Below are 15,194 nucleotides of genomic sequence, written 5' to 3' on the forward strand. Positions count from 1 at the left end.
AACTACCTACTTTCCTAAACAAAATTGTGAAAATATTTTATCAATTATATCTTCTTCTAAGGTGTCTCCAGTTATTTTGCCAAGATTATTCCATGCATTTCTTATATCTATAGATGCCAAATCTATAGCAGACGTATTCTTTAATGCTCCTAAAGCTTCAATACAACTTTCTTTAGCTCTTATAAGTCCTTCCTTATGTCTTGCATTAGTTATAAATAAATCTCCTGGTTTAACCTCACCTTTAAAAAACAAGTCTTTAATACATGTTTTTATCTTATCCAATCCTTTACCTGTCTTTATTGAAGTTTTTATTATACAACTGGAATCTAAATTACAAATGTCGTCTAAATTTATTTTATCATTTATATCAATTTTATTTAATAGAATTATATATTTTTTATCTTTTACATAATTCATAATCTCTTTATCTTCATCATCCAATTCTTCACTTGAATCCAGCATTAATATGACTAAATCAGCTTCATCTATCTTTTGTTTAGATCTCTCTACGCCAATTTTTTCTACCAAATCCTCTGTTTCCCTTATTCCTGCAGTATCAATTACCTTTATAGGAATTCCATCTATATTCATATATTCCTCTATGACATCCCTTGTTGTACCTGGTACATCTGTAACTATTGCCCTATTTTCTCTAATTAAAGAATTTAAAAGTGAAGACTTACCTACATTAGGTTTTCCTACAATTACTGTATTCAATCCATCTCTGACTATCTTACCTTCTTCTGCAGTGCTTAATATGCGATTTATTTCGTCCAATATTTCCTGTAATCTCATGGAAACCTTCTCTGATGTCATTTCTTCTAAGTCCTCTTCAGGATAGTCAACTGTAGCTTCAATATGTGCAATTACTTCCAAAAGCTTTTCTCTAAGTACATTAATTTCTTTAGAAATCTTACCTGTAGACTGCTGTACAGCTGACTTCATCGAAAGTTCAGTTTTTGCTCTAATTATATCAATTACCGCTTCCGCCTGACTTAAATCTATCCTTCCATTCAAAAATGCTCTCTTTGTAAACTCTCCTGGCTCCGCAATTCTAGCTCCAGATTTAATAACTTCCTCAAGTACTTTCTTAGTTGCCACAACTCCACCATGACAATTTATTTCAACTGTATCTTCTGAAGTATAACTTTTAGGAGACTTCATAAAACTAACAAGTACTTCATCTAATAATTCACCGGTACTTTTTTCTACTATATAACCATATCTCATAGAATAAGGCTTCATATCAATTAAATTTCTATTATTTTTTCCTTTAAATATACTATTAACTATTTTAAGTGAATCACAGCCTGAAATCCTTATAATCGATATGCCACCTTCACCTAAAACCGTAGCTACAGCTGCTATTGTATCAAACTCTTTCATTATTTCACTTCCTCAAAATATAATTTATAAGTATACCTCTACACATAAGATAATCTAACTCTAGCTAATATCTAAAATTATTTTGTGAAAAATAATTATTTTGTATCTCCAATTTATTTTTCTAAATGTAAAAAAGAAAGCCTTTAGGCTTTCTTTAAATCCACTACAACTCTTCTAAAGGGTTCCTGACCTTCGCTATATGTATTCACATAAATATTATTTTGAAGGGCAGAATGAATTATTCTTCTCTCGTAAGGATTCATTGGTTCTAACTTAATTATTCTACCTGTCCTCTTAACCTTTTCAGCTACTCTTCTAGCAAGTCTCTTTAGTGTTTCTTCTCTTTTAAATCTATAATTTTCTGTGTCTAAAACAACTCTCTTATATTCTGTATCATGATTTTTATTTATTACAAGACTTACAAGATACTGAAGTGCATCTAACGTTTCTCCCCTATATCCTATAAGTATTCCCATTTCTTGACCAGTTAAGTATATCTTTATACCATTTTTGTCTTCCTTTATTTCTATTTCAGCCTCTACCTTAATTTTATCTAAAATACTTTTCAAAAATGTTTTAGCTTCATTTATATAATCTCTCTTAACCGTAACTCTTATTTTGGCTGGCCTCGTTCCTATAATATTAAAAAAACCTTTATTGCCTTCATCTAAAACTTCCATTTTCACTTTATTTTCTTCAACTTTTAATTCAGAAAGTGCAGTTTTAAATGCATCCTCTACTGTCTTCCCAGTCGTTTCTATAAAATCCATAACACATGGCCACCCCCTAAGCCTTAATATTTCCCTTTTTCATTTCAATCTTTTTCAAAACAACAGTTTGCGCTATTTGAATTAAATTACTAACAACCCAATAAAGTACTAAAGCTGCTTTAAACTTTATACTCATAAATACCATGAATATAGACATTCCTATATTCATTGTCTTTGCCTGCTTTGCTTGTTCGCTATTACCTGACATCATTAGATATCCTGATAAGAAAGTAGTTATGCCAGATAAAATAGCAAGGAATATATCCGTTTTAGCTAAATCACCTATCCACAAAAAACTAACGCCATTTATTCCTGATAGATTGTTAAAAACATAATAGAGAGCTATTAGAATAGGCCATTGAATTAGAAGTGGTAAACATCCACTAAAAGGACTTGCTCCTTTTTCTTTATATAATTTCATCATTTCTTGCTGTGCTTTTTGAGGATCTTTTTTATATTTCTCTTGTAGCTTTTTTACCTCTGGCTGAATTTCATTCATTATAAGTGAAGATCTTGCTTGTTTTATACCTAGTGGAAGTATTATAATTCTAATTATTATAGTCATTAAAATTATTGCGATACCATAAGACATATTCTGATTAGGTATGACGGAAGTTACACTATGATGTAAAAACTCAAAAAACTGAACAAAAGCATTATTTAGATATTGCAAAATATTAAACCTCCCGAAATTTATTTAACTGGGTCATATCCTCCCTTGCAAAATGGATTGCACCTCAATATTCTCTTTATAGACATAAATCCACCTTTTATAGTACCATATTTCTGCAATGCTTCTACTGTATATTGTGAACAAGTAGGGGAAAATCTACAACATGGACCCTTCAAAGGTGATATATATTTCATATACAATTTAACTAAAAAAATTAAAAATTTTTTCATTTATTATACAAACCTGCTTTTTTAATTAAATTTTTCATGGAATTCTCTATTTCTATATAACTTTTACCATTTGACAAATTCCTAGCTATAAATACTAAATCATATCCAACTTTTATGTCTTCAATATTCAACCTAAAATTCTCTTTGATTAATCTTTTAATTCTATTTCTAATAACACTCTTTCCTACTTTCTTACTCACTGATATACCTAATCTATTTATACCCTTTTTATTTCTGTAAATATATAATACTAATAGATTATTAGAAAAAGATTTTCCTCTTCTATACACAGCCCTAAATTCTGCATTCTTTTTTATTCTGTAAACATTCATATGTTTTTGCTCCTTTTTTCTGCTTGCAGAAAAAGGCCACAAAAGCGGCCCTTATGCTGTTAATCTCTTTCTACCTTTTTGTCTTCTTCTTCTAATAACATTTCTTCCTGACAAAGTTCTCATTCTTTTTCTAAAACCATGCTCTCTTTTTCTTTGTTTCTTTTTTGGTTGATAAGTCATCCACATACTATAACACAACTCCTTTCCAATTTAGCATTTATTTTTTCTTTACTTATTATATATGGAGCGCAATAAATACATTACTCTCATGTAAACTAACATTTATAAAAGCAATCAATCCACCTAATTATAAATCCTAAAGTTTTACTATTAAATTATATATTCACTAAGTTACAATGTCAATACAAAATAAAGACTACAAAAATGGATAAAAAACATTACCTGTTAATATTTTTTATCGGTTTTTGTGGATAACTTCTTGAATAGGTAGTTAGGTTTTGATATTATAAATAGAGACCTGTTAATAACTTTAAAAATATATAACTTATCCACAGTTGTGGATAAAAATGTGCATAAGTTGTTTAATTTTATATAAACTTCCTATTCATTTATACATTTTTAACTATTTTACTAACATTATTCATTGTAGATAATGTTAATATTTATTTTACGGCTATTGTTTATAACTTTTTTTATTTAAGAGATATAAACATATTTATAAACATGTGAATATTTTTATAAACATATGTCAAGAAAATATAATGACGTTTATAATCATGTAAATATGTTGTGAATTATTTTTCTAAGACTGGAGGATACAAAATGAATGCCCATCCAAAAGAAATATGGGAACAATCTTTAAACATAATAAATGGTGAAATTACTGAAGTAAGCTTTAACACATGGATTAAAAGTATTACTCCTGTATCTATTGAAAATGACACCTTCATATTAAGTGTACCAAATGACCTTACTAAAGGCATATTAACTAGTAAATATAAAAATTTAATAGCTAATGCTCTAAAATTAATTACTTCAAAAAAATACAACATTAAATTTTTAATTGCCTCTGAATCAGAAGAAGCTTTAACATTAGACAGCACTAATAAAAGGCACAATAAAAATTCCGTATTGGTAAATGATGAAATGTCAACCATGCTAAATCCAAAATATACTTTTGATTCCTTCGTTATAGGTAATAGTAATAGATTCGCTCATGCAGCTTCACTTGCTGTAGCTGAATCACCTTCAAAAGCATATAATCCTCTATTCATATACGGAGGCGTAGGATTAGGCAAAACTCATTTAATGCATGCTATAGGACACTACATATTAAACAATAATAGCAAATCTAAAGTAGTATACGTTTCATCTGAAAAATTTACAAACGAACTTATAAATTCAATAAAAGATGATAAAAATGTAGAGTTTAGAAATAAATATAGAAATATAGATGTACTCTTAATAGATGATATACAATTTATAGCAGGTAAGGAAAGAACCCAAGAAGAATTTTTTCATACCTTTAATGCATTATACGAAGCTAATAAACAAATAATTTTATCTAGTGATAGACCACCAAAAGAAATACCTACATTAGAAGATAGACTTAGATCTAGGTTTGAATGGGGACTTATAGCAGACATTCAAGCACCAGATTTTGAAACTAGAATGGCCATATTAAAAAAGAAGGCAGACGTTGAAAATTTAAATATCCCTAATGAAGTAATGGTGTATATAGCTACCCAAATTAAATCCAACATTAGAGAACTTGAAGGTGCTCTAATAAGAATAGTTGCTTTCTCCTCACTTACAAATAAAGAAATAAGTATAGATTTGGCAGTAGAGGCATTAAAAGATATAATTTCAAGCAAACAATCAAAACAAGTTACCATAGACTTAATACAAGACGTAGTTGCAAACTATTATAACTTAAAAGTAGATGATTTAAAATCTGCAAGAAGAACAAGAAATATAGCTTTTCCAAGACAAATAGCTATGTACTTGTGCAGAAAACTTACAGATATGTCTTTGCCAAAAATCGGAGAAGAATTTGGTGGAAGAGATCATACTACCGTAATACATGCCTATGAAAAAATATCAACTAATTTAAAACAGGATGAAAGTCTTCAAAATGCTATAGGCGATTTAACGAAACGACTAAATCAAAATTAATTATCAACAACTGTTAATATTATTTAGCAATAACACTGTGCATTAAAAATATTAATATATTTTTTTCTAATTATGTGGATAACGTCAATTTTTATCAATTACTTATCCACAATTATTTTTCGCATTTTTTTATTCAGTATCAACGCATTCAAAGGTTATCCACATAATCACAGCCCCTACTACTATTATTACTAAATTTAATTAATTATCTATATTCTATACATCTTTCTACATTGTGAATAAAGGAGGACATAAAATGAATTTTACATGTACAAAAACAGAATTACAAGAAGCTATTTCCATAGCACAAAAAGCTATCACAGGGAAATCCAGCATGCCAATATTAAATGGTCTGCTTATTACAACCTGTAAAAATCAAATTAAATTAACTGGATCAGATATAGACCTCAGTATAGAAACAAAAATAAATGCAGAAATAAAAGAAGAAGGATCTGTAGTAGTTGATTCTAGAATATTTGGAGAAATTATAAGAAAATTACCTAATGACAATATAAATATTTCCACTACAGAAAATAATTCAATAGAAATAATATGTCAAAAATCTAAATTTAACCTAATTCATATGAATGCAGAAGATTTTCCTGAAATACCTAATATAAATGAAAATATTATTTTTTTAATACCTCAAAAAATACTAAAAGATATGATAAAAAGTACTATTTTCGCTGCAGCTCAAGATGAAACAAGACCTATACTTACAGGCATTTTATTTGAAATTAAGAACAAAAAATTAAATTTAGTGGCATTAGACGGATATAGATTAGCTTTAAAGTCAGAATATCTTAATACAGAAAACATAATAAACGCTGTAATTCCAGAAAAAACTTTAAGTGAAGTTTCTAAAATCCTAGAAGATAATGATGAAAATGTAAATATAACTTTTACACCTAATCACATACTTTTTAATTTAGATAATACTAAAATTATATCTAGATTACTGGAAGGTGAATTTATAAAATATAATTCTATAATTCCAGATGAATTTAATTTGCAAGTAACAGCTAAAAGAGAAGAACTTTTAAGTTGTATTGAAAGAGCGTCACTAATGGCTAAAGACAGTAATACCAATTTAATAAAGTTAGAAATAGAAGAAAACAACATGATAATAACTTCAAATTCTCAATTAGGAATGGTTAGAGAAGAACTAAACATATTATTGCAAGGAGACACATTAAAAATTGCATTTAATTCAAAATACCTAATAGATGTCTTGAAAATAATGGACGAAGAAGAAATTATTATGAAATTCTCTAGCAGCGTAAGTCCATGCGTAATCAAAAATAAAGATAAAGATAATTGCACTTATTTAGTACTCCCTGTAAGACTTTTAAACAATTAAAAATAAAAAAATTGGAGATAATAGAAAATGAATGAAATTAAAATTAATACAGATGTAATAAAATTAGATTCTTTTCTAAAATGGTGTGGGGCTGTTTCACAAGGCTCTGAAGCTAAAATGTTTATAAAAAATGGAATGGTAAAGGTAAATGGAGAAGTAGAAATGAGAAGAGGAAGAAAACTTTCACAAGGATTTACAGTTGAATTTCAAGAAAAAACTTATAAAATTATATAGATGCAATTAAAAATTTAGTATTAAATGTGCATTATATATTGTGATATAATTATAAATAGGTGTTTTTATATGTATATCAAATATTTAAAACTTATTAATTTTAGAAACTATAAGGAACTAGACATAGAATTTGATAAAAATTTAAATGTATTTATAGGAGATAATGCACAAGGAAAAACAAATATATTAGAGAGTATATACTATTGCAGTATAGGCAAGTCACCAAGAACAAATAAGGATAAGGAATTAATAAATTGGAATGGCAAATATGCTTATATAAAAGCTGGGGTATATAGTTCATCACACAACTTAAATGATAAAAAAATAGAGATAAAGATATTCAAAGAAGGCAAAAAGGGAATAAACATAAATTCTATAAGGGTAAATAAACTGTCTGAACTTATGGGAATTTTTAATGTAGTAATGTTTTCTCCAGAAGATTTAAAAATAATAAAAGAATCTCCTTCTTTCAGAAGAAAATTTTTAGATATAGAGCTGTGTAAATTCAGTAAAAGATATTATTATAACTTAGTTCAATATAACAAGGTTCTAAGTGAAAGAAACTTATTACTTAGAAAACGGGGTAGCAGTAATAGTGATATTCTTGATATATACGATATCCAATTGTCTAAATATGGTGCAGTTATAATAGATCTCAGAAATAAATACATAAACAAACTCAGCAAAATGGGTAAAATTATTCATGAAGATATAACTTCACAAACTGAAAAAATAGAATTTAAATATGTAACATCTATAACAGACTTAGATAATGTAGAAAGCAGCTTGTTTAAAGTTTTGGAAACTAATAGACAAAGGGATATAGAAAAAGGTATTACCCTCTATGGTCCACATAGGGATGATTTTGTTACGAGCATAAATGGTATAAATGTAAGAAGCTTTGGTTCCCAAGGACAACAGAGGACATCAGTTCTAACTATGAAATTTGCGTCTCTTGAAATAATAAAAGAAATTACAGGAGAATATCCGGTTTTATTACTGGATGATGTTTTATCTGAACTAGATGCAAATAGACAAAAGTATATATTAAATTCTATAAATGAAATACAAACATTTATAACGGGTACAGGAATTGATGACATTAAAAAAAATGTAAAAAAAGAAAATCAAATATTTATTGTAAAGAGTGGAAAGATGAATAGAATTTAATTTTGAAAGGAGATTGTTATGTTTTTACATTTAGGTGAAAATATAGTTGTTCCGATAAAAGATATAATTGGAATATTTGATATTGAAACTTCAACATATAATTCTGATACAACCCAATTTTTAAGAATGGCTGAAGAAGATGGATTTGTTCAAAAAATTACAAAAGATAAACCTAAATCATTCATTATTGCGGAAGTAAATAAAAAAAGTAGAATTTATTTATCACCTATATCTTCATCCACACTAGCTAAAAGGTCAGAAATTTTATGTTACGAACTCTAAAATAGGAGGATATAGGTATGATGCAAGAAAAAAAGCAAACTTATGATGAAAATCAAATACAAGTATTAGAAGGTCTTGAAGCTGTTAGAAAAAGACCTGGAATGTATATTGGAAGTACTAGTTCAAGGGGGCTTCATCATTTAGTGTATGAGATAGTTGATAATAGCATAGATGAGGCACTGGCAGGATATTGCGATAAAATAAATGTAATTATACATAAAGATAATTCTATAACAGTTACGGATAATGGTAGAGGAATGCCTGTTGGAATGCACCATAAAATGAAAAAACCAACTGTAGAGGTTATAATGACTATACTACACGCAGGAGGAAAATTTGGTGGTGGCGGATACAAAGTTTCTGGCGGACTTCATGGAGTTGGAGCATCAGTTGTAAATGCTCTGTCTGAAATCTGTGAAGTTGAAGTAAAAAGAGAAAGCCATATATGGAGACAGGTATTTAAAAGAGGAAAAGTAGCAAGCGGACTTGATATAATAGGTGATAGTGAGGAGCACGGAACAAAAATTCACTTTAAACCGGATGCAGAAATATTTGATGAAATAGAATATGATTATGATATATTGGCTCAAAGACTTAGAGAATTGGCGTTTTTAAACAAGGGTATAAAAATAAGGTTAGAAGATGAGAGAGATGATAAAGAAGAAATATTTCACTATGAAGGTGGAATAAAGTCCTTTGTAAGTTATCTTAATAGAAATAAACAACCAATTCATAAAGAGCCTATATACGTAGAGGGCAAAAAAGATGACTACTCTGTAGAAATTGCTATTCAATACAATGATGGGTACACTGAAAATATTTTTGCTTTTGCTAATAATATAGATACAGTAGAAGGTGGAACTCATTTAGCTGGATTTAAGTCAGCACTTACTAGGGTTTTTAATGACTATGCAAAAAAATTTGGTATATTAAAAGAAAATGACAAAAATCTATCAGGAGAAGATATAAGAGAAGGCCTTACTGCAGTTATATCTGTAAAACTTGTAGATCCTCAATTTGAAGGCCAGACGAAAACAAAACTAGGAAATAGTGAAGTGCGTGGCATAGTTGACAGTATAATGGGAGAGTCATTAAATAATTTTTTACAGGAAAATCCTCAAGTAGCAAAGATGATACTTGACAAATCACTTATGGCATCCCGGGCTAGAGAAGCAGCAAGAAAAGCAAGAGAACTTACAAGACGTAAATCTATACTCGAAAATACTTCTCTTCCAGGAAAATTAGCAGATTGTTCATCTAAAGATCCTTCTGAATGTGAAATATATTTAGTCGAGGGTGATTCTGCAGGTGGATCTGCGAAACAAGGTAGAAATAGAAAATTTCAAGCTATACTTCCACTGCGTGGTAAAATAATGAATGTTGAGAAACAAAGGCTTGATAAAATACTTGGTTATGAAGAAATAAGAGCCATGATAACGGCATTTGGAGCAGGTATAGGAAAAGACTTTGATGTAAATAAAATAAGATACAATAAAATAATAATAATGACAGATGCAGATGTAGATGGTGCGCACATAAGAACATTATTACTTACTTTTTTCTTCAGATATATGAAGGAACTTGTTGAAAAATGTCATGTTTATATAGCTCAACCACCTTTATATAGAGTAGCTAAAGGGAAGAAGGAATACTACGCATATTCAGATGATGAATTAGATGTATTGCTTACTGAAATAGGTGGGAAAGACAGTAATGTAGATATACAAAGATATAAAGGACTTGGAGAAATGGATTCAGAACAACTTTGGGATACTACAATGAATCCTGAAACAAGGACCCTTATTCAAGTAAATGTAGAGGACACTATGGCTGCTGATGAAATCTTTACTATACTTATGGGTGACAAAGTAGAACCTCGTAGAAATTTTATACAAGAAAATGCTAAAAAAGTTGTAAACTTAGATATATAAGTAGAGAGGTGTAATAGATGTTTGATGAAGGAAAAATTTTACCAGTAGACATAAGCCGTGAAATGAAGAAAAGTTATATAGACTATGCTATGAGTGTTATTGTAAGCCGTGCGCTTCCAGATGTACGTGATGGATTAAAGCCAGTTCACAGAAGAATACTGTATTCTATGTATGAGTTAGGACTTACCCCTGAAAAGGGCTATAGGAAGTGTGCAAGAATTGTAGGAGATGTTTTAGGTAAATATCATCCACATGGAGATACAGCGGTTTATGATGCTCTAGTTAGATTGGCACAAGACTTCTCTATCAGGTATACTCTAGTTGATGGTCATGGAAATTTTGGTTCAGTAGATGGAGATAGTGCTGCAGCTATGAGATATACTGAAGCTAAAATGAATAAAATAACACTTGAAATGTTAAGGGGAATAAATAAAAATACAGTAGATTTCGTTCCAAACTTTGATGGTGAAGAAAAAGAACCTTCAGTTTTACCTTCAAGATTTCCTAATTTACTTGTAAATGGTTCTGCTGGAATAGCTGTAGGTATGGCTACGAACATACCACCCCATAATCTTACTGAAGTTATAAATGGTGTCATAATGATAATAGACAATCCAGATATAACAATTAGCGAGCTTATGACGTCTATAAAAGGTCCTGATTTTCCAACTGCAGGACAAATAATTGGCACATCAGGTATAAGAAGTGCCTATGAAACTGGAAGAGGAAAAATATTAGTAAGGGCTAAAGCTGAAATTGAAGAAGTTAAAGGTAGAAACAGAATAATAGTAACTGAAATTCCATATCAAGTTAATAAATCAAAGCTTATAGAAAATATGGCCGACCTTGTTAAGAATAAAAAAATAGATGGAATATCTGATATTAGAGATGAATCAGATAGAGATGGAATGAGAATAGTTATAGAATTAAAAAGAGATGCAAATCCTAATGTAACTCTTAATCAGCTGTACAAACATACAAGAATGCAGGATACTTTTGGTATTATAATGCTTTCTCTTGTAAATAATGAACCAAAAGTACTGAATTTAAAGCAGATGCTTGTATATTATTTAAGATTTCAAGAAGAAATTATAACAAGAAGAACTAAATTTGATTTAGATAAAGCTCAAGCTAGAGCTCATATTCTAGAAGGATTAAAAATAGCATTAGATCATATAGATGAGGTAATACATCTAATAAGATCATCTAAAACTGCAGAAAATGCCAGAAATGGGTTAATGTCTGAATTTAGTCTTTCAGAAAAACAGGCTCAAGCTATCTTGGATATGAGACTTCAAAGACTTACAGGTCTTGAAAGAGAAAAAATTGAAAATGAATATAATGAATTGATGGAAACAATAAAACATCTCAAGGAAATACTAGAAAATAAAGAATTGCTGCTGAAGATAATTAAAGATGAATTAATTGAGATAAGAGATAAATATGGTGATGAAAGAAAAACTGAAATACAGATAAGCAATGATGATATAAATATTGAAGATCTTATTGAAGAGCAGGAAGTAGTAATAACTCTAACTCATTCAGGATATATAAAAAGAATTTCTGCTGATACTTATTCTTCCCAAAGAAGAGGGGGAAAGGGAATACAAGCAATGTCTACAAAAGAGGATGACTTTGTAGAGCACATATTTATTACATCAACCCATAATAATATTTTATTTTTCACTAACAAAGGTAAAGTGTATAAATTAAAGGGTTATGAAATTCCTGATGCTGGTAGAACAGCTAAAGGAACAAATTTAGTTAATTTAATACCTCTGCAAGGAGACGAACAAATTCAAGCAGTTATATCCTTTAAGGAAGTTGATAAGGATAATTATTTTATTATGGCTACTAGATGCGGATTGATAAAGAAGACTAAGATAAGTCAATATGCTTCTATAAGAAAAAATGGATTAAATGCTATAAATTTAAAAGATGAAGATGAACTTATAGGAGTTAGAATGACTACAGGTAAGAGTGAAATTCTTATTTTCACTAAAAATGGATATGCTATAAGATTCAGTGAAGATGATGTAAGACCTACGGGAAGAAATACGACAGGAGTAAGAGCCATAACTTTAAGAACTGGTGACATAGCTGTAGCTATGGATATCGTAGATAAGTCTCAAGATGTTCTTGTAATTAGTGAGAATGGATTTGGCAAAAGAACGCCAGTATCCGAATACACTATTCATAGAAGAGGTGGAAAAGGAATTATCACTTACAAAGTTACAGAAAAAACCGGTTTAATAGTTGGTGCTAGAGTTGTAAAAGATGAGGATGAAATGATGCTCATAAATAGCAGTAATGTAGCTATAAGGCTCAATGTATCTGAGATTTCTGTTACAAATAGAAATACTATGGGAGTTACTCTCATGAGAACAGATGAAGAACAAAGGGTTGTTGCAATTGCTAAAATAAATTGCAGTGATGATACAAGTGATGATATAGATCATAAACAAGTAGAGGAATAATAGGTGCACTTAAATTAAGCAAAATAAATACTATTTAATTTTATATGTATGATATATAAAACGTGTTAAATGGTTTAAATAAAATAAATACTAGTGTCTTGATTAGGACACTAGTATTTATTTTGTTATATTAAAAAAACAACATAACCTAGTGTGTCAGTATAAGAATATTTAAGGAATAAGTATCATAGTGTATGTATTATAAGATAATTTTACATAATGGTGATATTTTTGAATTATGTATATATGTAATGTGTTAGAATAGCAACTGTCGTCATCAAGCGAAGACATTAATTTGAGAATATCAATTGTAATGTCTCATGCAATTCAAAATTAAGTTTTGAAAAAAAGATGTTGACAAAGTAAGAAATAGATGATATACTATAAAAGCTGTCGAAGTAAGACAGCAAAATGATCCTTGAAAATTAAACAGAGGAAGATATAAGTACAACTTATTTAGAATAAACCAGCAATTCTTTTGAGCTGCGAGAGCAGCTAAAAAAGTAATTTCGTAATAAGAAGAGTCAATACAAACTTTTAAATTAAGAGTTTGATCCTGGCTCAGGACGAACGCTGGCGGCGTGCTTAACACATGCAAGTCGAGCGATGAAGCTCCTTCGGGAGTGGATTAGCGGCGGACGGGTGAGTAACACGTGGGTAACCTACCTCAAAGAGGGGGATAGCCTCCCGAAAGGGAGATTAATACCGCATAATAATCAGTTTTCACATGGAGATTGATTTAAAGGAGTAATCCGCTTTGAGATGGACCCGCGGCGCATTAGCTAGTTGGTAGGGTAACGGCCTACCAAGGCGACGATGCGTAGCCGACCTGAGAGGGTGATCGGCCACATTGGAACTGAGAGACGGTCCAGACTCCTACGGGAGGCAGCAGTGGGGAATATTGCACAATGGGCGAAAGCCTGATGCAGCAACGCCGCGTGAGTGAAGAAGGTTTTCGGATTGTAAAGCTCTGTCTTTGGGGACGATAATGACGGTACCCAAGGAGGAAGCCACGGCTAACTACGTGCCAGCAGCCGCGGTAATACGTAGGTGGCGAGCGTTGTCCGGAATTACTGGGCGTAAAGAGTGCGTAGGCGGATATTTAAGTGAGATGTGAAATACCCGGGCTTAACCCGGGCACTGCATTTCAAACTGGATATCTAGAGTGCGGGAGAGGAGAATGGAATTCCTAGTGTAGCGGTGAAATGCGTAGAGATTAGGAAGAACACCAGTGGCGAAGGCGATTCTCTGGACCGTAACTGACGCTGAGGCACGAAAGCGTGGGTAGCAAACAGGATTAGATACCCTGGTAGTCCACGCCGTAAACGATGAGTACTAGGTGTAGGAGGTATCGACCCCTTCTGTGCCGCAGTAAACACAATAAGTACTCCGTCTGGGAAGTACGATCGCAAGATTAAAACTCAAAGGAATTGACGGGGGCCCGCACAAGCAGCGGAGCATGTGGTTTAATTCGAAGCAACGCGAAGAACCTTACCTGGACTTGACATACCCTGAATATCTTAGAGATAAGAGAAGCCCTTCGGGGCAGGGATACAGGTGGTGCATGGTTGTCGTCAGCTCGTGTCGTGAGATGTTAGGTTAAGTCCTGCAACGAGCGCAACCCCTGTTGTTAGTTGCTAACATTTAGTTGAGCACTCTAGCAAGACTGCCGCGGTTAACGCGGAGGAAGGTGGGGATGACGTCAAATCATCATGCCCCTTATGTCCAGGGCAACACACGTGCTACAATGGGCAGTACAGAGAGAAGCAAGACCGCGAGGTGGAGCAAACCTCAAAAACTGCCCCCAGTTCGGATTGTAGGCTGAAACTCGCCTACATGAAGTTGGAGTTGCTAGTAATCGCGAATCAGAATGTCGCGGTGAATACGTTCCCGGGCCTTGTACACACCGCCCGTCACACCATGAGAGCTGGCAACACCCGAAGTCCGTAGTCTAACTTAGGAGGACGCGGCCGAAGGTGGGGTTAGTAATTGGGGTGAAGTCGTAACAAGGTAGCCGTAGGAGAACCTGCGGCTGGATCACCTCCTTTCTAGGGAGTCGAAAGATAGAGTATAATCTATCTTATAAATTGATGGTTTAAGTAAGTTAATACTTAAAAATTGATAGTAACAAGTATATCAAGGAAAAACATAAGCGAGGAACAGAGTTTACTAATGTAAATGAGTACCGCAGTGAATGATTTTGACGAAGATAT

The 15,194-nt window shown here is 31.5% G+C and carries 13 protein-coding genes and 1 rRNA gene; 8 read left to right on the top strand and 6 right to left on the bottom strand.

Annotation, left to right across the window (positions count from 1 at the left end):
* Positions 1 to 6 precede the first annotated feature (6 nt).
* The 6 genes from mnmE to rpmH form a co-directional block, all read right to left on the bottom strand.
* Positions 7 to 1,386, bottom strand: coding sequence for a tRNA uridine-5-carboxymethylaminomethyl(34) synthesis GTPase MnmE (gene mnmE, locus B5S50_RS10900; RefSeq protein ID WP_065078773.1), 1,380 nt, complete (start codon positions 1,384 to 1,386; stop codon positions 7 to 9).
* A gap of 143 nt (positions 1,387 to 1,529) precedes the next feature.
* Positions 1,530 to 2,156, bottom strand: a complete 627-nt coding sequence (jag, locus tag B5S50_RS10905; protein ID WP_065078774.1) for an RNA-binding cell elongation regulator Jag/EloR — start codon at positions 2,154 to 2,156, stop codon at positions 1,530 to 1,532.
* 16 nt (positions 2,157 to 2,172) lie between these two features.
* Positions 2,173 to 2,829, bottom strand: a complete 657-nt coding sequence (locus B5S50_RS10910) for a membrane protein insertase YidC (RefSeq protein ID WP_065078775.1) — start codon at positions 2,827 to 2,829, stop codon at positions 2,173 to 2,175.
* 20 nt (positions 2,830 to 2,849) lie between these two features.
* On the bottom strand, positions 2,850 to 3,059 hold the full coding sequence (gene yidD / locus B5S50_RS10915) for a membrane protein insertion efficiency factor YidD (protein ID WP_065078776.1): 210 nt from the start codon (positions 3,057 to 3,059) through the stop codon (positions 2,850 to 2,852).
* Positions 3,056 to 3,391: a ribonuclease P protein component gene (gene rnpA, locus B5S50_RS10920; protein ID WP_065078777.1), complete on the bottom strand. Its 336-nt coding sequence runs from the start codon at positions 3,389 to 3,391 to the stop codon at positions 3,056 to 3,058. The genes yidD and rnpA overlap by 4 nt, the downstream gene beginning before the upstream one ends.
* 51 nt (positions 3,392 to 3,442) lie before the next feature.
* The gene (rpmH, locus tag B5S50_RS10925; RefSeq protein WP_013240860.1) at positions 3,443 to 3,577 is read right to left on the bottom strand and encodes a 50S ribosomal protein L34; all 135 of its coding nucleotides are present in this window, start codon (positions 3,575 to 3,577) and stop codon (positions 3,443 to 3,445) included.
* Between the two features lie 597 nt (positions 3,578 to 4,174).
* On the opposite strand from rpmH, the gene dnaA reads away from it, so the two are divergent.
* The 8 genes from dnaA to B5S50_RS10965 all read left to right on the top strand — a co-directional run bounded on the left by dnaA (position 4,175) and on the right by B5S50_RS10965 (position 15,029).
* On the top strand, positions 4,175 to 5,527 hold the full coding sequence (dnaA, locus tag B5S50_RS10930; protein WP_065078778.1) for a chromosomal replication initiator protein DnaA: 1,353 nt from the start codon (positions 4,175 to 4,177) through the stop codon (positions 5,525 to 5,527).
* 256 nt (positions 5,528 to 5,783) lie between these two features.
* Positions 5,784 to 6,887 (top strand): DNA polymerase III subunit beta, encoded by a 1,104-nt coding sequence (gene dnaN, locus B5S50_RS10935; protein WP_065078779.1) that lies wholly within the window; start codon positions 5,784 to 5,786, stop codon positions 6,885 to 6,887.
* A gap of 27 nt (positions 6,888 to 6,914) precedes the next feature.
* Positions 6,915 to 7,121: a S4 domain-containing protein YaaA gene (gene yaaA, locus B5S50_RS10940; RefSeq protein WP_065078780.1), complete on the top strand. Its 207-nt coding sequence runs from the start codon at positions 6,915 to 6,917 to the stop codon at positions 7,119 to 7,121.
* Positions 7,122 to 7,190: 69 nt separating this feature from the next.
* A complete protein-coding gene (gene recF, locus B5S50_RS10945; protein WP_065078781.1) occupies positions 7,191 to 8,291 on the top strand; it encodes a DNA replication/repair protein RecF in 1,101 nt (366 codons plus the stop codon).
* 18 nt (positions 8,292 to 8,309) lie between these two features.
* On the top strand, positions 8,310 to 8,573 hold the full coding sequence (remB, locus tag B5S50_RS10950) for an extracellular matrix regulator RemB (protein WP_013236719.1): 264 nt from the start codon (positions 8,310 to 8,312) through the stop codon (positions 8,571 to 8,573).
* Between the two features lie 20 nt (positions 8,574 to 8,593).
* Positions 8,594 to 10,504: a DNA topoisomerase (ATP-hydrolyzing) subunit B gene (gene gyrB, locus B5S50_RS10955; RefSeq protein WP_207644816.1), complete on the top strand. Its 1,911-nt coding sequence runs from the start codon at positions 8,594 to 8,596 to the stop codon at positions 10,502 to 10,504.
* A gap of 17 nt (positions 10,505 to 10,521) precedes the next feature.
* Positions 10,522 to 12,981, top strand: coding sequence for a DNA gyrase subunit A (gyrA, locus tag B5S50_RS10960; protein WP_065078783.1), 2,460 nt, complete (start codon positions 10,522 to 10,524; stop codon positions 12,979 to 12,981).
* A gap of 538 nt (positions 12,982 to 13,519) precedes the next feature.
* Positions 13,520 to 15,029 (top strand): 16S ribosomal RNA (locus B5S50_RS10965).
* Positions 15,030 to 15,194: the final 165 nt, after the last annotated feature.

It is taken from the genome of Clostridium sp. 001 (genome assembly GCF_019056555.1).
Lineage (GTDB): Bacteria > Bacillota > Clostridia > Clostridiales > Clostridiaceae > Clostridium_B > Clostridium_B ragsdalei.